The following is a 23,410-nucleotide window of genomic DNA, read 5'->3' as shown; positions in this document are numbered from 1 at the left end:
TTGCATGGGCCAGCTATGTGTAAATTTATTCTTGTCGGAATAATATTCTTGTTTTCAGGAGCCTCTATGGCAAGCAGTCTGGTTTTACCTTCTGCCGAAACGCTATCCGGGCAGTGGACGGTCAGCGATAAATCAAAGTCCTGTGTTGTACAGCTCAACACGGAGGGTGTGGAATCGGCCGGCGGCTATAGCCTAAAATTTTTGTCTGATTGCACGCCCGACGTCTTGCCGCAAGAGCCAGTGGCGTGGCGTCCTGCACCTGATGGCATTGCATTGTTAGACAAGGAAGGGCTGACTGTACTTTTCTTCTCTCAGGAAGACGATCATTACCGCAGTCAAATCTGGGCCGAGACGGGAAAGATCCTGAAGAGAAATAACTAGCGGAAAACGCCGGCCTGACCCGGCGGTTATCCCACCTCACGCCACCCAGCCTCCGCCGTAACGGTGGGGGGCTTTTATGGGGAGGTCGGCAAGCCGTCGACGATGGTAATCATGGCTTCCGCTACGTGGCGCCGCTGTTGTTTCGCCAGCTGATAGGCCGGTGAATGGTAGCAGGCCAGGGCGGTGGCATAGTCGTCGAATTCGATCAGCACATGTTTCACAAACGCCGGGCCTTCCAACGTTTGCGCCTGTTCGCCGCGGGCGAGAAAACGGGCGTTGAACTGGCGAAACGCCTGAGGCGCCAAATCCATATAATGCTGATATTGCTGCGGATCTTTCACGGTGACATGGGCAATCCAGTACGCGGGCATCTCAGGGCTCCTGTTGCAGAATGCGCTTGGCCAGCGCGGCGGCCTCGGTCAGGTGATCGATGACTTCTTGCCTGGCCTGCGTCGGATTGTTTTGTTCGATGGCGTGATAGATCCGCGTCATGCGCTCGAAACCGGCCAGCTGGCGCTCCGGGGTTTTCAGGGTCAGGGCGCGCAGGCGGCTGATGCGGCTATTCAGGCGTTGAACGATTTCCCAGGCGATGGCGTGATGGGCCACCTGGAAAATGGTTTCATAAAAGGCCTGCGACGCCTCAACGCGCTGAATATCGTCCTGCCCGGCCGAAGCCTGATTAATTGCAATTAATTTTTCATGCAGTTTCTTTTTATCTTCCGGCCCGGCTTTCAAAGCGCAGTCGTGAGCGGCATCCTGTTCAAGCAGCAGACGAATAGTATAAATCTGCTCGGCAATTTCCCAGGTCAGAATAGCGACAATCGGCCCTTTCTTGCCGAGTGTTTCAATGAGTCCCTCCGCTTCGAGATAACGGATCACCTCGCGCACCACGCTGCGGCTGACGCCCAGCTCCTCGCACAGGCTGCGTTCCACCAAACGATCGCCGGCCTGAAAATACCCTGAGATAATCGCCTGCCTAATTTTCGCCAATGCCAATTCGCGCAAGGTGACCGGTGCATTCTCAATCTTCAATGACGCCTGAACCATAATTGTCTCTATTTTTTGTGGATCATCATTAATCCGGATAACGACGCGTATTCCCGTTTGCCCGGTACTATTAACATCTTTCCAACCCGCAAAGCAACGGCGGCCGATTTCGCGCCGCATCGCTAAAACGGCGAATGTTGCAGCAGCTCACAAAATCGAAAGATAGCCTAAAAAAACCGCTTTTCGTTGCCGATACCCGCTGGCTCAACGGGTTCGGCACGGGCACCGGCCGCTGAGCGGAAGCGGTCGTGGCCGGCGTTTCGCCCCCGGCCAAAGTCCACGCAGATTTATTAATGCTTTGATTAATATCGGTTATTTTCAATTTCTCTTTACCTTCTTAGATGAAAATAAGAATACCGTATTATGGTATACCAAATTTTGACATGCCAATCTGCCCGATGCTATACCCTCGACTCGCGACATCTGATTAACATTTGATTTACTTTTCGAGGTCCCTTATGCATCAAGACATCCGTAAGACTCTGGTTTCCACAGAAACCCTCTACGCCGATGGCGGCAAATCGGCGGGCAAACCGCTGGTGATGATCGCGGCGGCGGCGGTGATTAAAAACCCCTGGGCCGGGCAAGGCTTTGTTGAGGATCTGGCGCCAAAGATTCGAGAAATGGCGCCGGTGCTGGGTGAGCTGCTGACCGGTTTGATCCTCAAAGAGGCCGGCTCCGGCGAGCGGGTGGAAGCCTTCGGCAAAAGCGCGGTGGTGGGGCTGGGCGGTGAGTTGGAACACGCCTCGGCGCTGATTCACACGCTGCATTTCGGCAACCACTACCGCTCGGCGGTCAACGGTAAAAGCTATCTGGCGTTCAACAATACCCGCGGGCCGGCCAACGCGCCGATCCTGATCCCGATGATGGGGAAAAACGACGAAGGCAGCCGCGAGCACTACCTGACATTCCAGTTCAACATCAACGACGCGCCTTTCGACGACGAAATCGTCATCGCACTGGGCGCGGCGCTGGGGGGGCGGCCGCATCACCGTATCGGCAACCGTTATTTGGATCTGAAAGAGCTGGGCCATGATCAGAACAATCCGGCAGCTGTCTGAGCCCGCTCTGCGGGTAGGGTATCTGGACGCCGGGCGTGGCGAGCCGCTGGTGTTGATCCACGGCGTAGGCATGAACGCGGAGGCCTGGTATCCCCAGCTCGATGCGCTTAGCGCGCACTTTCGGGTCATCGCCGTCGATATGCCGGGCCACGGCAAAAGCGAAGGCTTCGCCCACGCCGCGACGCTGGAGGATTACGTGCGCTGGATGGCGGCCTTCTTAAACACCCTGGATACGCCGAGCGTTGCAGTGGCGGGGCACTCGATGGGGGCGTTGATCACCGCCGGTTTGGCGATCGATTATCCGGAACGGGTCAAACGCGCCGTGGTGATGAGCGGCGTGTTCCAGCGCTCGGCCCAGGCCAGTGCCGCGGTTGCGCAACGCGCCAGCGCGTTGGCCAGCGGCCAGACGCAGATCGACTCGCCGCTGAGCCGGTGGTTTGGCGCCGATCCCGCCGAACAGCGTCTGCGCCGGCAGGTGGGTGGCTGGTTGCAACAGGTGGACGTCACGGGCTACGCCCGCGCGTATCAGGCGTTTGCTACCGGCGATCGGGTGTATGCCCAGCGTTGGCACCTTATCCGCTGCCCGGTGTTGGTATTGACCGGCGAGCACGACGCCAACTCCAGCCCGGAGATGGCGCGGCAAATGGCGCAGGCCGCACCGAACGGGCGCGCGGTGATCATTGAGAACGCCAAACACATGGTCAGTCTGACCGATGCGCAACGCGTCAACGCGCTGATGCTCGATTTTCTGACCGCAGAGCAACCTTTGACTTTAGGAGCGGCAAATGGACGCGGATAAACGCAGGCAGTTGCGCGACGCTTTCGGCGCCTTTATGACCGGCGTCACCATTGTGACCTCGGTGGACAAGCAGGGGCGGCCGATTGGCTTCACCGCCAATTCGTTTTCTTCGGTGTCGCTGGATCCGGCGCTGCTGTTGGTGAGCATCGATAAACGTTCGGCAAACCTGGCGCACTTTACCCAGTGCAGCCACTTCGCCATCAATATTCTGGCGGAACAGCAAAAAGAGGCTTCAACCATTTTTGCGCAAAAGAACGAAGACCGCTTTGCGCTGATCGATTGGCGCTGGAGCGCGTCACGGGTGCCGCTGATCGAGAACAGTTCGGCGTGGTTCGACTGCTCGCTGCATCAGGTGGTGGATGCCGGCGACCATGCCATTTTGATCGGCCAGGTCGAAGGGTTCGAGTCCAACGCCACCGCCGGTCTGGGGTATTACCGCGGTGCCTATTTCACGCCGTATCAAAACGCGCAGTCGCTGATTGGCGGGCCGCAGGTGGTGGTGAGCGCGCTGATCGAGTTTGAAGGGCATGCCGTGATGGTACGGCAAAACGACGGCGGCTATCAGCTGCCGTCCAGCGCGGTGGAGAAACGCAGCGTCAGCGAAACGTTGGGAGATTTACTGCGGCAGTTGGGCATCAACGCCCATCCGGGTTTCGTCTATTCCGTCTATGACGACCGGCAGAAGCACCAGCAGCACATCGTTTTTCTGTGTGCGCTGCCGACCGACGCCGGCAGCCTGACGCCGCAGCTGAGCGCGGCGGAATGGTTCGATATGCCGACGCTGGCGCGGCTGCCGATCAAGGATCCGGCGCTGCGGTCGATGCTGGGCCGGTTCGTCAAAGAAAACGCCGTGGGCAATTACGGTATCTATTATGGCGATGAGCACAGCGGTGCCATCAAGCAATTCGCCGGTTGAGGCTGAACGGGAGAGTGTGATGAAACTGTCTTTATTCGTGCATATGGAACGAACGTTACCCGAAGAGTCGCAGGAAAAGCTCTACCAGGAGATGATCGAACTCTGTGAAATCGCCGATCGCGGCGGCATGCACGCCATCTGGACCGGTGAGCACCACGGCATGAATTTCACCATCGCGCCGAATCCGTTCATCAATCTGGCGGACATTGCCCGGCGCACCTCCAGGGTGCGGCTTGGCACCGGCACCATCATTGCGCCGTTCAACCACCCGATCCGTCTGGCGGGCGAGGCGGCGATGACCGACATCATCACCGGCGGCAGGCTGGAGCTGGGTATCGCGCGTGGCGCCTATTCCTATGAATACGAACGGCTGATGCCCGGTTTGACCGCCTGGGATGCCGGGCAACGCATGCGCGAGCTGATCCCGGCGGTAAAAAAACTCTGGCAGGGCGACTATGCCCATCAGGGGGAATACTGGTCGTTCCCGGCAACCACCTCCTCGCCGCTGCCGAAACAGCAGCCGCATCCGCCGATTTGGGTGGCGGCGCGCGATCCCAACAGCCACGAATTTGCGGTGCAAAACGGCTGCAACGTTCAGGTTACGCCGCTGCATCAGGGGGAAGAGGAGATCGTGCGGCTGGTGACCTGTTTCAACGAGGCGCGTGCGCGTTTCGCCGCCGAGCAGCCGCTGAAGATCATGCTGTTGCAACATGGCTATGTGGCGGAAGACGAGGCGGACGCCCGCCTGGCGGCGGAAGAACTCAACCGTTTCTACCACTACTTCGGCGCCTGGTTCAAGAACCAGCGGCCGGTGCGGCAAGGGCTGATTCAGCCGCTGAGCGATGAAGAGATCGCCGCCAATACCTATTATTCCGCCGAGATGATGCGCACTAACCTGGCTATCGGTACCGCCAATGAGGTCATTACGCGGCTGAAAAAATATGAGGCGCTGGGTTATGACGAGTTTGCGTTGTGGATCGACAGCGGCATGAGCTTTGCGCGTAAAAAGGCCTCTCTGGAGCGGTTCATTCGCTGTGTGATGCCGGAATTTCACTGACGGAGGCGCTGATGGAATCATTCAAACTCTACATCGACGGCCGGTTTGACGCCGGTTCGGCGACCTTCGCCTCGCTCAACCCGGCGACCGGTGAACCCTGGGCGCAGGTGGCGGAAGCCCGCGCCCAGGATGTGGATCGCGCCGTTGCCGCGGCGCACCGGGCGTTTCAGGGAGCCGAATGGCGCGATATGACCGCCGGCGCGCGCGGCAAGCTGTTGTTGCGGCTGGCCGATTTGCTGGAGCAACACGCTCCCGAGCTGGCGCGGCTGGAGACGCTGGATACCGGCAAGATCATCCGGGAAACCCAGGCGCAGATCGCTTATGTGGCGGAATACTACCGGTACTACGCCGGCCTGGCCGACAAGATGGAAGGCAGCGTGCTGGCGATCGACAAACCTGACATGGAAACCTGGGTGCGGCGAGAACCGATCGGGGTGGTGGCGGCGATCGTGCCCTGGAATAGCCAGCTGTTTCTTGCGGCGGTGAAAATCGGCCCGGCGATCGCCGCCGGCTGCACGCTGGTGGTCAAAGCGGCGGAAACCGCGCCGGCGCCGCTGCTGGCGTTCGCCAGGCTGATAGACGAGGCCGGTTTTCCACGCGGCGTATGCAATGTGATCACCGGCTTTGCCGCCGACTGCGGCGCGGTGCTGACGGCGCATCCGCAGGTAGACCACATCGCCTTTACCGGCGGCGCGGAAACCGCGAAGCACATCGTTCGCGGCAGTGCGGAAAACCTCGCCAGCACCTCGCTGGAGCTGGGCGGGAAATCGCCGTTTATCGTCTTCGACGATGCGGATCTGACCAGCGCGGCGAATGCGCAGGTGGCGGCCATTTTCGCCGCGTCGGGCCAGAGCTGCGTAGCCGGTTCGCGCCTGTTGGTGGCAGAAAGCATCAAAGACGCGTTTTTGGCCCGGCTGACGGAGAAGGTGCGCAGTATTCGCATCGGGCCGCCGGATCGCCCGGACACCCAGTTCGGGCCGCTTTGTACCCGGCAGCAGCAAGAGCGGATCGCCGCCATCGTCAGCCGCTCGCTGGAGCAGGGGGCGAAACTGGTGGTTGGCCACGCGGCGATCGATTCACCGGGCTTTTATTACCCGCCGACGATCGTCGACTGCAGTGCGCAACCCGACGCCGAGTGCGTAAAGCAAGAGCTGTTCGGCCCGGTGCTGTCGGTGTTGACCTTCAGGGACGAAGCGGAGGCGATTCAGCTTGCCAATGATTCAGCCTATGGCCTGGCGGCCGGCATTTTCACGCAGAACCTGACGCGTGCGCATCGGGTGACCCGACGCCTGCGGGTGGGCGTGGTGTGGCTGAATACCTATCGGGCGGTATCGCCGCTGGCGCCGTTCGGCGGTTACGGCAAGTCGGGGTTTGGCCGCGAGGGCGGGATTGACGCCGCGCTGGAATACACCACCAGCAAGACGGTGTGGCTGCGCACCAGTGACGATCCGATAGACGATCCCTTCGTCATGCGCTGAGTCAGCGTAATCAGGCGCGATCTCAGGTCGCGCCGGCAGCTCTGTTTTCATCGCGTTGATACAGGCGACCGCAATGTCGCCGGGGCAAACGCACGCTTTTTTCGACGTATTCGCACCCTACACGCTGTAAAAAAATAAGAATCCACGTTAACCGGGGGATATATGAATTCTCAGCCAGAGCAGACCGCGTTTATTGAAGACAAGTCGATCGATTTTGTTCCCGCCGCGGAGCGTCACGGCCATGCCCGCAGCCTGTTTACCCTGTGGTTTTGCACCAACATTGCGCCGCTGGCGGTGGTGACCGGGGCCATCTCCACGCAGACGTTTCATCTCGATATTCTCTCGGCGCTGAGCGCGATTGTCGCCGGCCACCTGTTCGGGGGCATTTTTCTGGCGCTGACCTCGGCCCAGGGGCCGCAGGTCGGGATACCGCAAATGGTGCAGAGCCGGGCGCAGTTCGGCCGATATGGTTCGCTGTTGGTGATCGTGTTCACCACGGTGATCTATCTGGGGTTCTTTATTTCCAACATCACGCTTTCTGGCAAGGTCATCCATAACGTCATCCCGTCATTGAGCATGGGCGTGGCGACGGTGATTGGCGCGGTGCTGGCGACGCTGATCGGGGTGGTGGGCTACCGTTTCATCCACAAGATCAACAAAATCGGCGCCTGGGTGATGGGCAGCGCGCTGATTCTCGGGTTGGTATTGATGTTTTCTCAACCGCTGCCGGCGGATTTTTGGCAGCGGGGATCGTTCAGCATTGCCGGTTGGTTCGCCACATTCTGCATCGGCGCCGTCTGGCAAATCAGTTTCTCGCCCTACACGTCAGACTATTCGCGTTACCTGCCGGCGGAAGTCGGCATTGCCAAACCCTTCCTGTATACCTATCTGGGCGCCTGCAGCGGTACCATTTTAGCCTTCGTGTTCGGTATGGTGGCGGTCAATCTGGTCGCCGGCAGCGACGATGCCATGGAGGCGGTACGCCAGGCGACGGGAGGGTTGGGGCCGGTGCTGATGGTGCTGTTTCTGATCAACATCATCTGCCATAACTCGATGAATTTGTACGGTGCGGTGCTCTCGTTGATTACCGCCGTACAAACCTTCTTGCCGCAGTGGATGCCTAATGCGCGGATACGTACGCTGTTCTCGGCATTGATTTTGCTGGGATCGGTATGGGTGGCGTTGGTTGCCTCGGCCAACTTTGTACATCTGTTCCTGAACCTGATCTTTGCCTTGATCTCGGTGCTGATCCCGTGGTGCATGATCAACCTGATCGATTTTTACCTGCTTAACCGCCAACGCTATGACATTTCGGCCATTTTCAGCGCAGACGGCGGGCGCTACGGCCTGCTTAACACCCGCGCGCTCGGCGTTTATTTCGGCGGTATTGCGGTGCAGGTGCCTTTTGTTGAGAACGCGTTTTTCTCCGGCCCTTACGCCAATCTGATCCCGGGCGCAGACATTTCCTGGGTGATCAGCATGGTGCTGACCGGCATCGCTTACCCACTGTGTTGTTCACGACGGGCTAACTGGGCGGTGCAATTATAACTCTCGAGCCTCGCCGGCCAGCATAAAAGGCCGGTTTGAGGGATGTGATAAAGTAATATTTAGAACAGGATGTTTCTAATTTTTTAATTTATTAAATTAGATAATAATCATATGAAATGGCTAAATGGATTTGGGCTAACTTATGATTGTTATATTAATGTTGCTGCTCATGGTGTTTTATATATCTCTAGCTTATGAGTTTAGAAGAATGAAAAAGCGAAGAATATATGCCTGGTATAAAAGGAAAAGGAAGAAGTCGATTAAGCGATTTATCAACATGCTCTTATTTAAATAATTTTCCGGAGCAAGCTTTACAGGGATAACATGATTTTCTGAGACATATCTTTTCCCGATGATTGTTTGTCTTGCTGCGTTTATATCGCGTCGGATTGGCAACGCCGCAACATCAGCCTGCGGGGAACAGCCGCTGCTGCCAATCCGTCAGTTGCGTCAGTGTCATCGGCTTGGCGGCAATGAGTGCGCGATTTTCCAAGGCAATTTCTCGGGCGCGCTGCAACGATTCGGTGCTGAGGCGCTGCAGGCTTTGCCGCAGCGCCTGTTGTATTTGCGCCAGCTCGCCAGCGCCAACGTGCGCCAGCTCATGGTGCATCTGCAGCAAGAATTCGTCGGTCAACTGCCGCAGCTGTTCAACGTTGAACGTCGGGGATTGCAGCGCGAACAGCAGGCCCTCGGCATCGGCACAGCGGTGGAAGGCGCATTGCACCACATAGCCCACGTTGCGATCCACGCGCAACCGCTGAAAATAGCGCGGGGCGTAAAGCTGAGCCAGCACGCGCAGCGCCCAACGGCCTTCGGCTTCGCCGTTCGGCAGCGGGTAAAACTGCAGTAAGGCGCTTTCGGCGCCGCTTTCCGTCAGCGTGACGGGGCGATGATGGTGATGTGTCGGCAGCGGCGGCTCCGCGGCCACGGAATAGGGGAAACCGTACAGCAGGTGCGACAGCTGCCGTTTTAACTCGCCATCGCCGCCGATCAAGGTGGCATGCCATTGCGCCGCTGCGGTTGGCGCGCTGAGCGCCGCCGGCAATTGGGCTAACAGACGGCGAATGGCGATATCGTTTTGCTCTTTCCGCTGCGTATGGCGCAGGTTTCTCGCCGCCTCGTTGAGCACGGCCGGCGACAACACCGCCAGCGCCCGGTTTACTACGCTCAGCCCATGGCAGATCAGCGCGTGGCAGCCCGCCAACTGCAGCAGCCACACGCCCTGGTGGCGTTCGAAGCTTAAATGTCCCTCCCGATGCGCCAGTTCGGCCGCCCCGGCGCGCAGCGCCGCCTGTATGCCGCAGGCCTGTTCATCGCTGAAGGGGCTGGACGGCGCCGGCCGCAGCAACAGCACCGGCTGCGCTTCGCCAGGGAGCAGATGCCGCAGCGGCGCCAGGCCGGAAGGCAAGGTCGGACTCGGCAGCGCCGCCGAGGCGGTGAAAAAGCGAAAAGGTTCCGCTGCGGGCGTCAGCGCGGCGCCAACGAAGGGGCCAAGTGCCAGCGGCAACCCTTGAATTTCACGGGTTTCGCCGCCGCCATCGGGCCGCACGGCCAGGCGGCGGCGCGGCGCGCTAATCAGCGCCGCAATATGCCGTGGCCACTCGTCGTTCGGCTCCGCCGGCGGCAACCCAAACGCTCTGGCGCGTAGTTGATCGAGCGGCGCCAAACGGTGGAGATCGCGATTGGCCAGCCGTTCGTAATGCGCAAGCTGAGCCGGTGCCAGCACCTGCAGCGCCTGCAGCCACGCCAACAACGCGCTTTCGATGTGGGCAGCTTCAGTGGCTGAACCGTGATTGACGGTAAAGATAAAACTCAGCAGCGCGTTGTTCTCGCTGCAGCGCGAATAATCAAGCCGAACCGCATCGCACCACGCCTGAGCGCGCAGCCGCGCCAGCAGCCCGCCGGGGGCTTCGTCCAGCAGCAGGCGCTCCAGCCGCCGCAGCCAACCGCGCGCATGGGAGCGCGACAGGGCAAACACCAGTCTCAGCTGCGGCGTGCCGGGAAGAGACAGAGTGTAATCTTTCGCAGCGGTCAGCGGCGGTGAGGCTTTGTGCGGTATGGCGCTGCCCGATGGCAAGCGGCTGCCGTAACGCTGGGCCAGAACATGCAGCTGCGCCAGCGATTGTGGGCCTTGCAGCCACAGCGTCAGGTTTGGCGCGCGAAAATAGCGCCGGTGAAACTGCCGCAGCGCCTGCTGCAGGGCGGAAATGTCGTTGCCGAAAGCGGCGCGGCTGCCGATATGAAAGCGGTGCATGGCGTCCAGGCCGGCGAACATCTGCCGCTGTGCGGCTTCGCAGCGGGTTTCCACCTCGGCGCGCAGCAGGCGATATTCGGCGTCGATGACCTCAACCTCCTGTGCGATCGCCTCGGCCGCCAGCTGTGGGGCGGCGAGCATATCGCTCAGCCGCGCCAGCCCCTGCGCCAAATGATCGGCGCCCACCTCGAAGAAAAACGCGGTTTGCGTCGCCTGAGTGGTGGCATTCAGGCGGCCGCCCACCGACGGTACCCAGCCCATTAGACTATCTTGCGCGCTGAAGTTCGCGCTGCCGCGAAACAACATATGCTCCAGCAGATGCGCCAGGCCCGGCCAGGCGGTGGGCGCCTGAAAACTGCCTGCCTCAATGCGCACCAGCGCGGCGGCGCTAGCGGCGGCAGGATCGCTTATCGCCTTGACGGCCAAACCGTTGTCGAGCTGCCAGGAGGCGCCGGCGAGTGCCATCGTCAACCCTTGAAAATCAGACGGGAGTTGGTTTGATTGCGAAAATGCAGCTGATCGATACCGATCTGCGAACGGTTCGCCGCTTCCCGCGCCGCCAGAATGGTGCCGTGGTGCGGCGATTTGCCGCATACCGGGTCGGCGTTGTCGGCGTTGCCGGTCAGCATGAACGCCTGGCAGCGGCAGCCACCGTAGTCTTTCTCTTTCTCCGAGCAGGAACGGCAGGGCTCCGGCATCCAGTCATAGCCGCGATAGCGGTTAAAACCGAACGAGTGGTACCAGATATGCTGCAGATCGTGCTCCAGCACCGACGGGAAGGCGATCGGCAACTGACGGGCGCTGTGACAGGGTAACGCCATGCCTTCCGGCGTTACGCTCATGAAGATCGCACCCCAGCCGCCCATGCAGCCTTTGGGGCGCTCCTCGTAGTAGTCCGGCGTGACGAACAGCAGGTTGGCCAGCTTGCCGTCGGCGGCCATGCGTTCGCGGTAGCGTTTTACCACCGCTTCCGCGTCGGCGATCTGCTCGCGGGTCGGCAGCAGGCCCTCGCGGTTGAGGTGTGCCCAGCCGTAGAACTGGCAGGTCGCCAGCTCGACGTCGTCGGCGTCCAGCTGGATCGCCAGTTCGATAATGCGGTCGATCTGACCGATATTGTGGCGATGCAACACGAAGTTGAGCACCATCGGATAGCCGAGCGCCTTGACCGCCCTGGCCATGGCCAGCTTCTGCTGAAACGCCTTGGCGGAGCCCGCCAGTGCGGCGTTCAGCGTTTCGTCGCTGGCCTGAAAACTGATCTGGATATGGTCCAGCCCGGCGTCGGCGAAGGTCTGCAGCTTCTTCTCGGTCAGGCCGATGCCGGAAGTGATCAGGTTGGTGTAAAAGCCGAGATCGCGCGCGGCGGCGATCAGCTCGGGCAGGTCTTTACGCACCAGCGGCTCGCCGCCGGAAAAACCGAGCTGCACGCTGCCCATCGCCCGCGCCTGGCGAAACACCTCAATCCACTGCGCGGTGGTCAGCTCTTTTTCCTGCGCGGCAAAATCGAGCGGGTTGGAGCAATAGGGGCACTGCAGCGGGCAGCGGTAGGTCAGCTCCGCCAGCAGCCAGAGCGGCGGGTTCACCGCCGGCGCGCGTGCTTCAGTCACGGAAGGTCACCCATTTTTGTTCGTAGGCGCGCTGGAAAAACTCCAGCACGTCATCCGCCAACCCCTCGGCGCCGGGAAAGCGGGCGTTCAGCTGCGCGATGATGCCGTTCAGCGTGGTGTGGCCGTCGACCAGCTGCAAGATGGCGGCGGCGCTGTCGTTCAGCTTGGCCATGCCTTCCGGGTAGAGGATCACGTGGCTATTTTGCACTTGCTCCCATTGCAGGCGGTAGCCGCGGCGGAAGACCGGGGTGTGTTCAGGGTTCAGCGTCATTACACCAGCCTCTGGTTGTGCCATACCCGCGCGGCGGTCACGCTGTGAAAAGGCGGGCGGTTCAGGGTATAGGCCATGCTCATGGCGTCCAGCATGCTCCACAGAATATCCAGTTTGAACTGCAGGATCTCCAGCATGCGCTGCTGCTTTTCAACGGTGTCGCAATAGTCCAGCGCCAACGCCAGGCCGTGCTCCACATCGCGGTTGGCCTGGCCGAGGCGGCTGCGGAAATAGTCGTAGCCGGCGGCGTCGATCCACGGATAGTGCTGCGGCCAGCTGTCGAGGCGCGACTGGTGGATTTGCGGCGCGAACAGTTCGGTCAGCGAGCTGCAGGCCGCTTCTTGCCAGCAGGCGCGGCGCGCGAAATTGACGTAGGCGTCCACCGCAAAGCGCACGCCCGGCAGCACCAACGCTTCAGAGAGCAGGGTGTCGCGCTGCAGCCCGACGGCTTCGCCCAGGCGCAGCCAGGCTTCGATGCCGCCTTCGCTGCCGCCGTAGCCATCGTGATCCAGGATGCGCTGCACCCATTTGCGGCGGGTTTCCGGCTGCGGGCAGTTAGCCATGATCGCCGCGTCTTTGATCGGAATGCTGGTCTGGTAGTAGAACCGGTTGGCCACCCAGCCCTGGATCTGCTCGCGGGTTGCTTCACCGTTGTGCATCGCGATGTGGTACGGGTGGTGGATATGGTAATAAGCGCCTTTGGCGCGCAGCGCCGCTTCAAATGCCGGCGGAGTCAGGGGCAGTGGTTGCGTCATGGCGGTTCCCTACAGTTCGATATTCATGCCGTCCCAGCTCACTTCAATGCCGGCGGCGGTCAGGCTTTGCCGCTCTGCCGAGTCTTCATTGAGGATTGGGTTGGTATTGTTAATGTGGATCAGGATTTTGCGCCTGGCGGGCAAGGTGGCGAGCAGGGCCGCCAGCCCGTGTTCTTCCGCCAGCGCCAGATGCCCCATGTCTTTGCCGGTATTGCGGCCCACGCCGGCGTTGGCCAGCTCGTTGTCGCGCCACAGCGTGCCGTCGATCAGCAGGCAGTCCGCGCGGCGCAGCCACGGCATCAGCGCCTCGTCCGGCTCACCCAGGCCCGGTGCGTACAGCAGCCCGACCCCGCGCGCGGTATCTTCGATAAACAGCGCCACGTTGTGGCCCGGCAGCGGGCGATCGCGGTACGGCGAATAGGGCGGCGCGTTGCTGAGTAGCGGAATGGCGGTAAAGCGCACGGTCGGGCAGACCGCCGTGTGGAACGGCTCCCCGGGCGTCACCGGGTGGTGAATCAGCCCGCCGTTCCAGTGGGAGAGCATGGGAAACACCGGGAAGCCGGTGCTGAGATCGTCATGCACTTCAGGCGTGCACCAGACGTGATGCGGGCAGCCCTCGCGCAAATTGAGCAAGCCCGCGCTGTGATCGATCTGGCTGTCGGTCAACACGATCGCGCCGATACCGGTGCCGCGCAGCACATCGGGATTATTCAATTCGGGCGAGGCCAGCAGCTGATGGCAAATGTCCGGGGAAACGTTGCACAGTACCCAGTTTTTACCGTCGTCGCTGACGGCGATGGAAGACTGGGTGCGGCGCGTGGCGTTGATGCTGTGGTCGCGAACGCCCCGGCAGTTGTCGCAGTTGCAATTCCACTGGGGAAAGCCGCCGCCTGCTGCTGAGCCGAGAACTTTTATCTGCATGTCTAAACCAGAAAGAAAGGGAAAGAAATGCCCGCGCGAAAGGCGGGCAGACGGGCGATTAACGGTTGGAAATGTACAGCGTCACTTCCAGACCCAGACGCAGGTCAACAAACTCAGGTTTAGTCCAGGTAGTCATAGCGGTGCTCCTTAGCATGCATCGTAATAGTTCGAGCCCAATGAGAAACGTTCGCATTCGGCCGGCCCAATGTTGACGAAATGTGACGGAGATCGCAACCTTTAAAGCGTAACCGGGTTATTCGCCCCAGGTGGTGGCGAGCACGTTCAGCCAGTTGCGCCAGGTCAGCTTCTCCAGCAGCCGGTTATCGAACCCGGCCTGTGCCAGCGCTTGCGTCAGCAGCGGCAGGCCGCCGACATCTGCCAACGGGTGCGGTACGTTGACCCCGTCAAAATCAGAGCCAAATCCCACGCGATCTTCACCAAGTTTAGCGATCAAATACTCAACGTGTTTAACAATTTCTGTTAAGCCAGTCGTTGCACTGTCACGTTTGCCGTCCGCACGCAGGAAGGCGGTACCGAAATTGACGCCGACCATCCCGCCGCTCTGAGCGATGGCGTCCAGCTGTGCGTCGGTCAGGTTGCGCGGTTGCGGGCAGAGGGCGTGGGCGTTGGAGTGGGTGGCGACCAGCGGCGCGCGGCTCAGCGCGGCGGTTTGCCAGAAGGTTTTCTCGTTCATGTGCGAGACGTCTATCATGATGCGGCGGCGGTTGCAGGCGCGGATCAGCGCCTCGCCGGCCGGCGTCAGGCCGGGGCCGGTATCGGGTGAGCCGGGGAACGGCCCGCTGACGCCGGTGCCGAAGGCGTTCGGCAGATTCCAGAAGGGCCCGATACTGCGCACACCCAGCCGGTAGAGGGCCTCCAGCTGCGTCAGCTCCGCATCGATCATGCCGGCGCCTTCAATATGCAGCACCGCGGCGATTTGTCGGTTGAGACGACACTGTTCTATCTCGGTGGCGGTGCGACAGATGCGCAGCCGCCCCTGAGAAGCCTGCTCCAGCTGCTGCAGGATGGCGATTTGCCGTTCGGCGATCGCCAGCGGATCGAAGGTGGCCTGCGCCTCGTCCTGCGTTTGGTGGCGCATCTGGGCGATATAGCTGACCGGGGGAATAAATACCGCGAACAGCCCGCCGAAAAATCCGCCGCGCCGCATGCGGGCGAAATCGAGGTGGCCCGGCGTGACGCGGGAATAGAAGGCGGTGGCCGGATCGTCGTCATGCTGCAGCCACAGGTTGAGCAGCAGGTCGTTATGGCCGTCGAACACCGGCCAGAGAGGGGGAAGTGTCATGGGCGCTTCACTGAGTCAGGCATCGTGAACGCTATGTTCTCCCATCGCGCGAGGGGGAACAACCCTCAGGCTATGGGGGCTTTGCCGTCGGCGGGATCACTCGCCGTCAGCAAGGCAAAATTTAGTGACATTGTCACTCTGCGCGAAACGGTTCCTGCACGCGTTGGCGGCAGACCGTCAGCAGTAGCTGGCGTAGCCAGCGGTGATCGGCCTCGGCGTCCAGGCGCGGATGCCACATTTGCGACACGGTGATGGGCGGCGTTTTCACCGGCAGCTCGAAGACGCGCAGCGGGCCGCCCGCCGGTTGCGCATGCAGGAACGAGGCGGGCAGCAACGCCAGCAGGTTCGAGGCTTGCGCAACCGCCAGCGCGGCCGGAAAGCTCGGCACCACGGCGGCGATATGGCGTGCCAGCCCCAGCTCCGCCAGCGCTGCGTCTACCGGCCCGAGGATGCGCCCGCTGCGCGAAGCCACCACGTGGCCGCAGGCGGCGTAGTCGGCGGCGCCGATCGCCGGCTGCTGCGCCAGCGGGTGTGAGGTTCTCATCACGCCGACGAAGCGATCGCGGAACAGCGCCTGCAGGCGGATTTCCGGGCCCATGTCACCCAGCACGCCAATCTCCAGATCGACCAGCCCTTCACGCAGGGGGCGGTCGCTTTTCTCCGGCTTGGGCGCAAAGCGCAGTCGCACCCGCGGCGCCTGTTCGGCCGCGGCGGCGATCAGCGCCGGGCCGAAGGCTTCGACGAAGCCGTCGTTGGCGCGCAGCGTAAAGGTCCGATCCAGCACGGCGGGATCCAATGCCCCCTGCGCCGGGCGCAACACCGCGCGCGCTTCGAACGCCGCGTGCCGCGCCCGCTCGCGCAGCGTTTCGGCATAGGGCGTCAGCACCATATGGCGGCCGGCGCGCACCAACAGGGGATCGCCGGTGGCCGCGCGCAGCCGGCTGAGGGTGCGGCTCATCGCCGAGGCGCTTAAACCGAGACGCCGTGCGGCGCCGACGACGCTGCCCGCCGTCAGCAGCGCGTCGAGTGCGATCAACAGGTTGAAATCCGGATCGGTCATGATTGATTGGGTGTCCTGTTGTGCTGGAAATGGGGGGAAGGCGTTTGCTGCAGTATATCAGCGTAAACGCTGCGTCTCCTGCGATTGATGAGCAATAAAAAAGCCGATAACGGAGGTTATCGGCTTGGGTGGCAGGCTGGGCGACGTTACGCCGGCAGCTGCTGGGCGGTTTTCTCGACCAGCGCCAGCAACAGCTTGATGTCTTCCAGCGTCACGATCGGGTTCAGCAGCGTCATCTTCAGGCAGGTCACGCCATCGAACTCGGTCACGCCGACGTTGGCGCGGCCCGATTCCAGCAGGGCGTCGCCGATGCGCTGGTTGAACAGCGCGACGGCCGCGTCGCCGTTCGCCGCCAGCTGCGCCGGACGGTAGCGGAACAGCACGCTGGCCAGCTGCGGCTGCATCACCAGTTCCAGCGATTCCTGATCGGCGATGTAACGCGCCACCTGCTGCGCCAGCGTCACGCCATGATCGATGATCTCGGCGTATTGCTTCCGCCCCAGCGCTTCCAGCCCCATCCACAGCTTCAACGCATCGAAGCGGCGGGTGGTCTGCAGCGATTTGGACACCAGGTTCGGCACGCCTTGCGCTTCGTCGAACTCGGAGTTCAGGTAGGCCGCCTGATAGCGCATCAGCTCATAGTGGCGCTCGTCTTTCAGCAAGAAGGCCCCGCAGCTGATGGTCTGGAAGAACTGCTTGTGGAAGTCCAGGGTAATGGAGTCCACCAGTTCCAGGCCGTCCAGGTAGTCGCGGTACTGCTCGGAAAGCAGCAGCGCGCCGCCCCAGGCCGCATCCACGTGTACCCAAATCTGCTGCTGCGCCGCCAGCCGCGCGATGTCGCGCAGCGGGTCAATGGCACCGGCGTCGGTGGTGCCGGCGGTGGCGACAATCGCCATCACCTGCTCGCCGTTGGCCTTGGCCTGTGCCAGTTTTTCCGCCAGGTCGTTCACGTCCATACGGGCGAAGCGATCGGTTTTCACCAGGGTGACGGACTGATAGCCGAGGCCCATCAGCGCCATGTTCTTCTGCACCGAGAAGTGGGCGTTTTCAGAACAGAACACCTTCAGCTTGCGCAGATCGCCCACCAGGCCGTCCTGCTGCACGGAGTGGCCCTGACGCGCGAAGAACGCATCGCGCGCCAGCATCAGCCCCATCAGGTTGCTCTGGGTGCCGCCGCTGGTGAACACCCCGGCGTCGCCGGGCTGGTAACCGACCTGGGCACGCAGCCACTCGATCAGCTTCATTTCGATCAGCGTGGCCGACGGGCTTTGATCCCAGGAATCCATGCTCTGGTTGGTGGCGTTGATCAGCACTTCGGCGGCCTGGCTAATTACCAGGCTCGGGCAGTGCAGGTGCGCCACGCACTGCGGGTGGTGTACCGACAGGCTGTCTTTCAAAAAGTACTCGATGGCGCGATCGATCGCCGCCTGGTTGCCCAGGCCTTGCGGGGTGAAGTCGAGCTTGATGCGCTCGCGCAGTTCGGCCACGCTTTTGCCCTGATACATCTCGGGCTGTTGCAGCCACTGCACGACGGCTTCACTGCTCTGCGCGATCGCCTGGCGGTAAGCCTCGGCGCTGTGCGCCGAGGAAGCCAGAATCGGGTTTAACTTGGACATCGCGGTCATTCGCTCCAATCAGACTGGCTTGACGCCGGCGGCCAACAGCGCCTGCTCAAATTTATCCAGGAAAATACCCAGCTCATCATTGGTGATCAGCAGCGAAGGCAGCAGGCGTAGTACGCAGCCGTTGCGCCCGCCGCGCTCCAGGATCAGGCCGGATTCGAAGCATTTCTTCTGCAGCAGCGCAGACAGTTCGCCATCGGCCGGGTAGCAGCCCATGTGATCCTGCGCTTCGTTCGGCTTGACGATCTCAATGCCGATCATCAGGCCCAGACCGCGGACGTGACCGATCACCGGATAACGTTTCTGCAGCTCGGCCAGTTTGCCTTTCAGCCATTCGCCCTGAGCGGCCACTTTGTCGGCGACCTTGTGCTCTTTCAGGTATTGCAGGGTGGTCAGGCCGGTGGCCATCGCCAGCTGGTTGCCGCGGAAGGTGCCGGTGTGGTGACCCGGTTCCCAGGCGTCAAACTCTTTCTTGATGCCCAGTACCGCGAGCGGCAAGCCGCCGCCGACCGCTTTCGACATCACGATGATGTCCGGCTCGATGCCGGCGTGTTCGAAGGCGAACAGCTTGCCCGTACGGGCGAAACCGGCCTGAACTTCGTCGATGATCAGCAGAATGCCATGCTCCTGCGTCACTTTGCGGATGCGCTGCAGCCACTCGGCCGGTGCCGGGTTAACGCCGCCTTCGCCCTGAACGGCTTCCAGGATCACCGCCGCCGGTTTACGCACGCCGCTTTCCACGTCGTTGATCAGGTTGTCGAAGTAGTAGGTCAGCGCCTTGACGCCGGCTTCGCCGCCGATGCCCAGCGGGCAGCGGTATTCATGCGGATAAGGCATGAACTGCACTTCCGGCATCATGCCGTTGATCGCCGCCTTCGGCGACAGGTTGCCGGTAACCGACAGCGCGCCGTGGGTCATGCCGTGATAACCGCCGGAGAAGCTGATCACGCCGGAACGGCCGGTGTGCTTTTTCGCCAGCTTCAGCGCGGCTTCCACCGCATCGGCACCGGACGGGCCGCAGAACTGCAGGCAATAGGCTTTGCCTTCGCCCGGCAACAGAGAGAGCAGGTAATCGGAGAAACGATCTTTTAACGGGGTCGTGAGATCGAGAGTATGTAACGGCAAGCCGCTGGTAATGACATTTTGGATGCTTTGCAGGACGTCGGGGTGATTATGTCCAAGAGCCAACGTTCCCGCCCCGGCCAGGCAATCAAGATATTGATTATTCTCAACATCAGTGATCCAAACGCCCTGGGCTTTCGCAATTGCCAACGGCAATTTGCGCGGATAACTCCTAACATTCGACTCAAATTCGGCTTGGCGCGCCAAATAGGTTTCATTGTTTCCGTTTAATGAGTTTGCAACTAAAGTATCAATACGGACTTTATCCGTCATCATATCTCTCCTACAACCGAAGGTCTCAACACGCTCCGATTGAATTAATGAATTAGAAAAGTAACTGCCTTGTGAAAAGCGCGACCAATATATGGCTTTTTCGCCTGGGACTCAATAGCCGATTTTGTTTTGAATTGTTTAGTTTTTTCTTAGGCTCATCAATATGTTGTTGATTTATTGACCGTTGGTTTTGCCGGTAAAAAACAACATATCGTTAACATGGCACAAAAATCCTTTCCGTCGCCAACCTGCAGGCGGCTTTAATACGCTTATTAATAAGGTGAATTTCCGTTTAATAACATAAATAGGAATTAACGGCTTATTTTTATCTATTCACCACCTTAAGTCCTATAGCGTTTATATACACAAAATTTGTGATGAATATAAATGGCCAACCGTTAAAAGCGCTGCATCCAGATCGGTGATTTCTCTCAGATTTCACGTAGCGCGATCAAAAAAGCGCGATTTTTACGCAGCGCCGGCCGGGTTCGCCGGCGCTGTTGCCGTTAACGTTGCCGTAACCAGGCGTGGTAGCGCTGCAGGATGCGGCGGGTACGCCACTGATCGACGAGCAGCGTGAACAGCGGGGAATAGCGCACGCTGCGCGGCCGATTGTCACTCAGCGCTCGCATCCGGCGCTTGACCAACGCCATCCGGGCGAGCGACGCCATCGCTTTGCTGCGCCAGGTGACCGGGGCTGGCAGCGCATGGGGGGCCGCCCCGGTTTGCCAGCGCCGCGGCAGATCGGGCACTTCCGCCATGGCGGTGGCGATGCCGGCAACCGCGACGCCGCTGTCCAGCACTTGCTGCGCTACTGAAGGACGGGCGATGCCGCCGGTGGTCATCACCGGCATGCGGGCCACCGCGGCAAGATCGCGGGCGAAGGACAGAAAATAGGCTTCTCGCGCCAGGGTGCGGCCGTCCGCCGTTTCGCCTTGCATCGCCGGGCTTTCGTAGCTGCCGCCCGACAGTTCGATCAGATCGACCGGCAGATCGTTCAGCATCAGCACCACCTGGCGGGCATCGTCCGAAGAAAAACCGCCGCGCTGAAAATCGGCGGAGTTGAGTTTGACCGCCACGCAAAAGCCCGGCGAGACGCGCTCGCGCACCGCACGCACCACCTCCAGCAGCAGGCGGGCGCGGTTCGCCAACTCGCCGCCCCAGCGATCGTTGCGTTGGTTGGTCAGCGGCGAGAGAAACTGGGAAATCAGATAGCCGTGCGCCGCGTGGATCTCCACGCCGGTAAAACCGGCCCGTTCGGCAGCGTGCGCGCTGGCGGCGAAGCGCGCGATAACCTCGGCGATCTGCGCTTCATCCATCGCCTGCGGCTGGGCGAACAGCTTGCTGTGCTTGCCCATCGCCAGCGGGATGGCGGAGGGTGCCCATGCGTTGCCGCCCATGTTCGCCATCACCTGCCGGCCCGGGTGGTTAAGCTGCATCCACACCTGCGCGCCGCCCTGGCGCGCGGCCTTGGCCCAGGTTTCGAACGGGGCGAGCAGCGTGTCTTGTTCCAGCACCACTCCGCCGGGGCCGGTCATGGCGCGGCCGTCGATCATCACGTTGCCGGTGATGATCAAGCCGGCGCCGCCTTCGGCCCAATAGCGGTATAAGCGCCACAGCGCCGGGCCGGGCAGTTGGCCTGGGGCGGCCAGATTTTCTTCCATCGCCGCCTTGGCCAGACGGTTGGTCAGGCGGCTGCCGTTGGGCAGCGTCAGTGGGGTAAACATCGGTTTTGCGCTCCTGTCGTAAGGGGAATGGCGCTATACTAGGTTTAAAGTTAACTTTAAGGTCAATAGGGCATGAAGATCGGAGAATTGGCGCAGCGCGCCGGCGTGGCCGCCTCGGCGATACGCTACTACGAGCAGCTGGGGTTGCTGCCGAAACCGGTGCGCGGCGTCAACGGCTATCGGGTCTACAGCGATAGCGCGCTGGAGCGATTGCACCTGATCCAAATCGGCCAAAATCTGGGGTTTTCGCTGCAGGCGATCCAACGCGTGCTGGCGCTACAGGGCAGCGCTTATGAGGATGGGTTGATACGCGGCGTCGATGAACGGCTAGCGGAGATCGAGCTGATGATGGCCACGCTGAATGAACAACGAGAAACCTTGTTGACGACCCGGCTGACCTTATTGGAGTCCGGTGTCGCCGGGCTGTGCCAAGCCAAGGGCGAAAAACAGGCCGACGCATCGCCGGCCCGGCCGGCAAAGCTTAGCGGCGTTTAAAGGCGGAACGCCCGGCATACACCGCCGCGGCGCCCAACTGGTCTTCGATGCGCATCAGCTGATTGTATTTTTCGATTCGCTCGCCGCGGCTCGGCGCGCCGGTTTTCAGATGGCCGGCTCGCATCGCGACCGTCATGTCGGCGATAAAGCTGTCGACGGTTTCACCGCTGCGGTGCGAGATAAAGGTGCCCCAGCCGTTCGCCTGGCAGAGCTGTACGGCGGCGAAGGTTTCGCTCAGCGTGCCGATCTGGTTCAGCTTGATCAGCGCCGCATTGGCCAACCGTTCATCAATCCCGCGCTGGATGTATTTCACGTTGGTGACGAACAGATCGTCGCCGACCAGCTCCACCTGGTCGCCCAGGGCGTCGCTCAGAATACGCCAGCCGGCCCAGTCGTCCTCGGCCAAGCCGTCTTCAATCAGCACGATGGGGAAATCCTGCACCAGCCGTTGGTAATAGGCCGTCATCTGGGCTGCGTCCAACTCGAGATTCTCGCTGCGCAGGCGGTACTTGCCGTCGGCGTAGAATTCGCTCGAGGCCGGATCCATGCAGATCGCGATATCTTCTCCCGGCCGGTAGCCGGCTTTCTCTATCGCCTGCACGATCAGCTCGAGCGGCTGGCGGTTTGAGGCGACCGCCGGCGCGAAACCGCCTTCGTCACCGACGCCGACCGACAGGCCTTTTTCCAACAGGATTTGGCGCAGCGTCTGATAAACTTCACTGCCCCAGCGCACGGCCTCGCGCAGCGACGGCGCGCCCAGGGGAGCTATCATAAACTCCTGAAAGTCCGCCCCTTGCCACCGGGCGTGCACGCCGCCGTTGATGATATTCATGCAGGGCACCGGCAGCAGGTTGGCGCCGATGCCGCCCAGATAACGATACAGCGGCAGCTGCGACAATTGCGCCGCGAGGCGGGCGGCGGCCAGAGAAACGCCGAGCAGGGCGTTGGCCCCCAATCGGCTCTTGTTCTCGCTGCCGTCCAGCGCGATCAGCCGGCGGTCTATCTCCTCTTGTTGGCGCACATCCACTCCGCGCAGCGCCTCGTTGATCGCCGTTTTGACGCTGTGCACCGCCTCCAGCACGCCTTTGCCGCCGAAACGGTGCGGATCGCCGTCGCGGTGCTCCACCGCCTCGCGCGACCCGGTGCTGGCTCCCGAAGGCACCGAAGCCCGGGCCACGACGCCCGCCGCGCTCATTTCGACTTCGACGGTCGGGTTGCCGCGCGAATCCAGGATCTCTCTGGCGGTTACGCTTTCAATCTCATCGTTCATGGGGTGTCACCTCGTTCTAGGGAGTGGGAACGTGCTTTATCAGCACGTCGATGGATAAATGGTTGATGAATTCGAAGCCGAAGGAGGCATAGACGCCAAACGGACGGTTCTGATGGCCGAGCAACAAAAGATCGACGCCTTCACGGGCAATCAGGGCTTCGACGTCTTTGAAGCGATGGATGCTGACCATTGCGCGCACCTCCAGGGGGATTGAGCAGTCGTCCACCAGGCGGCTGAGCATGGCTTTGGCGGCGATCACCTCGCTGGACTGGCGATCTTTGGTTTGCGCATCGCTGAGGTAGTCCAGCTCGGCATAGTCGGCGCTGATGTGCGCCACGGTAATGCGCGTATTCATCTGCTGATTGAGGCGTTCGGCATGGCGCAACAGCAGCCGGCCGTCGCGTTCATCCTGTACCAGCAGTAAAGCGTGTTGGTAGATCGGCATG

At 61.1% G+C, this 23,410-nt stretch carries 23 protein-coding genes; 8 read left to right on the top strand and 15 right to left on the bottom strand.

All coding sequences use genetic code 11. From position 1 onward, the window contains the following. Positions 1–66: 66 nt before the first annotated feature. Positions 67–381, top strand: a complete 315-nt coding sequence (locus AWX27_RS01280; protein ID WP_060418940.1) for an AprI/Inh family metalloprotease inhibitor — start codon at positions 67–69, stop codon at positions 379–381. 74 nt (positions 382–455) lie between these two features. Here the strand turns inward: AWX27_RS01280 and AWX27_RS01275 are convergent, their stop codons facing one another. Continuing rightward, positions 456–752 (bottom strand): DUF1330 domain-containing protein, encoded by a 297-nt coding sequence (locus AWX27_RS01275; protein WP_060418938.1) that lies wholly within the window; start codon positions 750–752, stop codon positions 456–458. A 1-nt stretch (position 753) separates the two neighbouring features. Beyond that, positions 754–1,548, bottom strand: coding sequence for a GntR family transcriptional regulator (locus AWX27_RS01270; protein WP_204275777.1), 795 nt, complete (start codon positions 1,546–1,548; stop codon positions 754–756). Between the two features lie 338 nt (positions 1,549–1,886). Between AWX27_RS01270 and AWX27_RS01265 the strand changes: the two genes are divergently transcribed. The 6 genes from AWX27_RS01265 to AWX27_RS01240 all read left to right on the top strand — a co-directional run bounded on the left by AWX27_RS01265 (position 1,887) and on the right by AWX27_RS01240 (position 8,287). Next, complete coding sequence (locus tag AWX27_RS01265; RefSeq protein ID WP_033648297.1) at positions 1,887–2,489, top strand: amino acid synthesis family protein; 603 nt, start codon at positions 1,887–1,889, stop codon at positions 2,487–2,489. Next, entirely contained in the window at positions 2,461–3,288 is an 828-nt protein-coding gene (locus tag AWX27_RS01260) for an alpha/beta fold hydrolase (protein WP_060418935.1), read from the top strand. The genes AWX27_RS01265 and AWX27_RS01260 overlap by 29 nt, the downstream gene beginning before the upstream one ends. Then, on the top strand, positions 3,275–4,204 hold the full coding sequence (locus tag AWX27_RS01255) for a flavin reductase family protein (protein WP_060418933.1): 930 nt from the start codon (positions 3,275–3,277) through the stop codon (positions 4,202–4,204). The genes AWX27_RS01260 and AWX27_RS01255 overlap by 14 nt, the downstream gene beginning before the upstream one ends. A gap of 19 nt (positions 4,205–4,223) precedes the next feature. After that, entirely contained in the window at positions 4,224–5,261 is a 1,038-nt protein-coding gene (locus AWX27_RS01250) for an LLM class flavin-dependent oxidoreductase (protein WP_049199552.1), read from the top strand. 11 nt (positions 5,262–5,272) lie between these two features. After that, a complete protein-coding gene (locus AWX27_RS01245) occupies positions 5,273–6,739 on the top strand; it encodes an aldehyde dehydrogenase (protein WP_049199554.1) in 1,467 nt (488 codons plus the stop codon). 162 nt (positions 6,740–6,901) lie between these two features. Further along, positions 6,902–8,287 (top strand): purine-cytosine permease family protein, encoded by a 1,386-nt coding sequence (locus AWX27_RS01240; protein WP_060418931.1) that lies wholly within the window; start codon positions 6,902–6,904, stop codon positions 8,285–8,287. Positions 8,288–8,693: 406 nt separating this feature from the next. Here the strand turns inward: AWX27_RS01240 and pqqF are convergent, their stop codons facing one another. The 11 genes from pqqF to AWX27_RS01190 all read right to left on the bottom strand — a co-directional run bounded on the left by pqqF (position 8,694) and on the right by AWX27_RS01190 (position 21,199). Beyond that, the gene (pqqF, locus tag AWX27_RS01235) at positions 8,694–11,006 is read right to left on the bottom strand and encodes a pyrroloquinoline quinone biosynthesis protein PqqF (protein WP_060418929.1); all 2,313 of its coding nucleotides are present in this window, start codon (positions 11,004–11,006) and stop codon (positions 8,694–8,696) included. 2 nt (positions 11,007–11,008) lie between these two features. Further along, on the bottom strand, positions 11,009–12,145 hold the full coding sequence (gene pqqE, locus AWX27_RS01230) for a pyrroloquinoline quinone biosynthesis protein PqqE (protein WP_060418927.1): 1,137 nt from the start codon (positions 12,143–12,145) through the stop codon (positions 11,009–11,011). Further along, a complete protein-coding gene (gene pqqD / locus AWX27_RS01225) occupies positions 12,138–12,416 on the bottom strand; it encodes a pyrroloquinoline quinone biosynthesis peptide chaperone PqqD (RefSeq protein ID WP_016927749.1) in 279 nt (92 codons plus the stop codon). Before pqqD ends, pqqE begins: the two co-directional genes overlap by 8 nt. Further along, complete coding sequence (gene pqqC, locus AWX27_RS01220; RefSeq protein ID WP_060418926.1) at positions 12,416–13,171, bottom strand: pyrroloquinoline-quinone synthase PqqC; 756 nt, start codon at positions 13,169–13,171, stop codon at positions 12,416–12,418. Before pqqC ends, pqqD begins: the two co-directional genes overlap by 1 nt. Before the next feature lie 9 nt (positions 13,172–13,180). Next, on the bottom strand, positions 13,181–14,092 hold the full coding sequence (gene pqqB, locus AWX27_RS01215; protein WP_060418923.1) for a pyrroloquinoline quinone biosynthesis protein PqqB: 912 nt from the start codon (positions 14,090–14,092) through the stop codon (positions 13,181–13,183). A gap of 58 nt (positions 14,093–14,150) precedes the next feature. Then, positions 14,151–14,228: a pyrroloquinoline quinone precursor peptide PqqA gene (gene pqqA, locus AWX27_RS24255; protein WP_004937827.1), complete on the bottom strand. Its 78-nt coding sequence runs from the start codon at positions 14,226–14,228 to the stop codon at positions 14,151–14,153. Positions 14,229–14,345: 117 nt separating this feature from the next. Then, positions 14,346–15,395, bottom strand: coding sequence for a dipeptidase (locus tag AWX27_RS01210; protein WP_060418921.1), 1,050 nt, complete (start codon positions 15,393–15,395; stop codon positions 14,346–14,348). Positions 15,396–15,528: 133 nt separating this feature from the next. Continuing rightward, positions 15,529–16,455, bottom strand: a complete 927-nt coding sequence (locus AWX27_RS01205; RefSeq protein ID WP_060418919.1) for a LysR family transcriptional regulator — start codon at positions 16,453–16,455, stop codon at positions 15,529–15,531. A 146-nt stretch (positions 16,456–16,601) separates the two neighbouring features. After that, positions 16,602–18,071, bottom strand: a complete 1,470-nt coding sequence (locus AWX27_RS01200) for a pyridoxal phosphate-dependent decarboxylase family protein (RefSeq protein ID WP_060419700.1) — start codon at positions 18,069–18,071, stop codon at positions 16,602–16,604. An 18-nt stretch (positions 18,072–18,089) separates the two neighbouring features. Then, positions 18,090–19,472: a diaminobutyrate--2-oxoglutarate transaminase gene (locus AWX27_RS01195; protein WP_071845411.1), complete on the bottom strand. Its 1,383-nt coding sequence runs from the start codon at positions 19,470–19,472 to the stop codon at positions 18,090–18,092. Positions 19,473–19,978: 506 nt separating this feature from the next. Further along, the gene (locus AWX27_RS01190) at positions 19,979–21,199 is read right to left on the bottom strand and encodes an NADH:flavin oxidoreductase/NADH oxidase family protein (protein ID WP_060418917.1); all 1,221 of its coding nucleotides are present in this window, start codon (positions 21,197–21,199) and stop codon (positions 19,979–19,981) included. 72 nt (positions 21,200–21,271) lie between these two features. On the opposite strand from AWX27_RS01190, the gene AWX27_RS01185 reads away from it, so the two are divergent. Then, positions 21,272–21,694, top strand: coding sequence for a MerR family transcriptional regulator (locus AWX27_RS01185; RefSeq protein ID WP_060418915.1), 423 nt, complete (start codon positions 21,272–21,274; stop codon positions 21,692–21,694). Here the strand turns inward: AWX27_RS01185 and eno are convergent. Both eno and AWX27_RS01175 read right to left on the bottom strand, forming a co-directional pair. Next, entirely contained in the window at positions 21,681–22,964 is a 1,284-nt protein-coding gene (gene eno / locus AWX27_RS01180) for a phosphopyruvate hydratase (protein WP_060418913.1), read from the bottom strand. The genes AWX27_RS01185 and eno overlap by 14 nt on opposite strands. Before the next feature lie 16 nt (positions 22,965–22,980). Beyond that, on the bottom strand, positions 22,981–23,409 hold the full coding sequence (locus tag AWX27_RS01175; protein WP_047730706.1) for an adenine nucleotide alpha hydrolase family protein: 429 nt from the start codon (positions 23,407–23,409) through the stop codon (positions 22,981–22,983). Position 23,410: the final 1 nt, after the last annotated feature.

This window comes from Serratia sp. 2880STDY5682894, from assembly GCF_001537385.1.
Classification (GTDB): Bacteria; Pseudomonadota; Gammaproteobacteria; order Enterobacterales; family Enterobacteriaceae; genus Serratia; species Serratia nevei.
The sequence above is the reverse complement of the archived record's forward strand: the minus strand, read 5'-3'. Positions and strand labels throughout refer to the sequence as shown.

Coding starts and splice junctions, on each gene's coding strand:
- pqqA (WP_004937827.1), bottom strand. CDS start 14,228: ATGACTACCTGGACTAAACCTGAGTTTGTTGACCTGCGTCTGGGTCTG.
- AWX27_RS01270 (WP_204275777.1), bottom strand. CDS start 1,548: ATGCGGCGCGAAATCGGCCGCCGTTGCTTTGCGGGTTGGAAAGATGTT.
- AWX27_RS01265 (WP_033648297.1), top strand. CDS start 1,887: ATGCATCAAGACATCCGTAAGACTCTGGTTTCCACAGAAACCCTCTAC.
- AWX27_RS01275 (WP_060418938.1), bottom strand. CDS start 752: ATGCCCGCGTACTGGATTGCCCATGTCACCGTGAAAGATCCGCAGCAA.
- AWX27_RS01195 (WP_071845411.1), bottom strand. CDS start 19,472: ATGACGGATAAAGTCCGTATTGATACTTTAGTTGCAAACTCATTAAAC.
- AWX27_RS01200 (WP_060419700.1), bottom strand. CDS start 18,071: ATGTCCAAGTTAAACCCGATTCTGGCTTCCTCGGCGCACAGCGCCGAG.
- pqqF (WP_060418929.1), bottom strand. CDS start 11,006: ATGGCACTCGCCGGCGCCTCCTGGCAGCTCGACAACGGTTTGGCCGTC.
- AWX27_RS01175 (WP_047730706.1), bottom strand. CDS start 23,409: ATGCCGATCTACCAACACGCTTTACTGCTGGTACAGGATGAACGCGAC.
- AWX27_RS01205 (WP_060418919.1), bottom strand. CDS start 16,455: ATGACCGATCCGGATTTCAACCTGTTGATCGCACTCGACGCGCTGCTG.
- AWX27_RS01240 (WP_060418931.1), top strand. CDS start 6,902: ATGAATTCTCAGCCAGAGCAGACCGCGTTTATTGAAGACAAGTCGATC.
- pqqB (WP_060418923.1), bottom strand. CDS start 14,092: ATGCAGATAAAAGTTCTCGGCTCAGCAGCAGGCGGCGGCTTTCCCCAG.
- pqqC (WP_060418926.1), bottom strand. CDS start 13,171: ATGACGCAACCACTGCCCCTGACTCCGCCGGCATTTGAAGCGGCGCTG.
- AWX27_RS01185 (WP_060418915.1), top strand. CDS start 21,272: ATGAAGATCGGAGAATTGGCGCAGCGCGCCGGCGTGGCCGCCTCGGCG.
- AWX27_RS01255 (WP_060418933.1), top strand. CDS start 3,275: ATGGACGCGGATAAACGCAGGCAGTTGCGCGACGCTTTCGGCGCCTTT.
- AWX27_RS01280 (WP_060418940.1), top strand. CDS start 67: ATGGCAAGCAGTCTGGTTTTACCTTCTGCCGAAACGCTATCCGGGCAG.
- AWX27_RS01245 (WP_049199554.1), top strand. CDS start 5,273: ATGGAATCATTCAAACTCTACATCGACGGCCGGTTTGACGCCGGTTCG.
- pqqD (WP_016927749.1), bottom strand. CDS start 12,416: ATGACGCTGAACCCTGAACACACCCCGGTCTTCCGCCGCGGCTACCGC.
- AWX27_RS01260 (WP_060418935.1), top strand. CDS start 2,461: ATGATCAGAACAATCCGGCAGCTGTCTGAGCCCGCTCTGCGGGTAGGG.
- AWX27_RS01190 (WP_060418917.1), bottom strand. CDS start 21,199: ATGTTTACCCCACTGACGCTGCCCAACGGCAGCCGCCTGACCAACCGT.
- eno (WP_060418913.1), bottom strand. CDS start 22,964: ATGAACGATGAGATTGAAAGCGTAACCGCCAGAGAGATCCTGGATTCG.
- AWX27_RS01210 (WP_060418921.1), bottom strand. CDS start 15,395: ATGACACTTCCCCCTCTCTGGCCGGTGTTCGACGGCCATAACGACCTG.
- AWX27_RS01250 (WP_049199552.1), top strand. CDS start 4,224: ATGAAACTGTCTTTATTCGTGCATATGGAACGAACGTTACCCGAAGAG.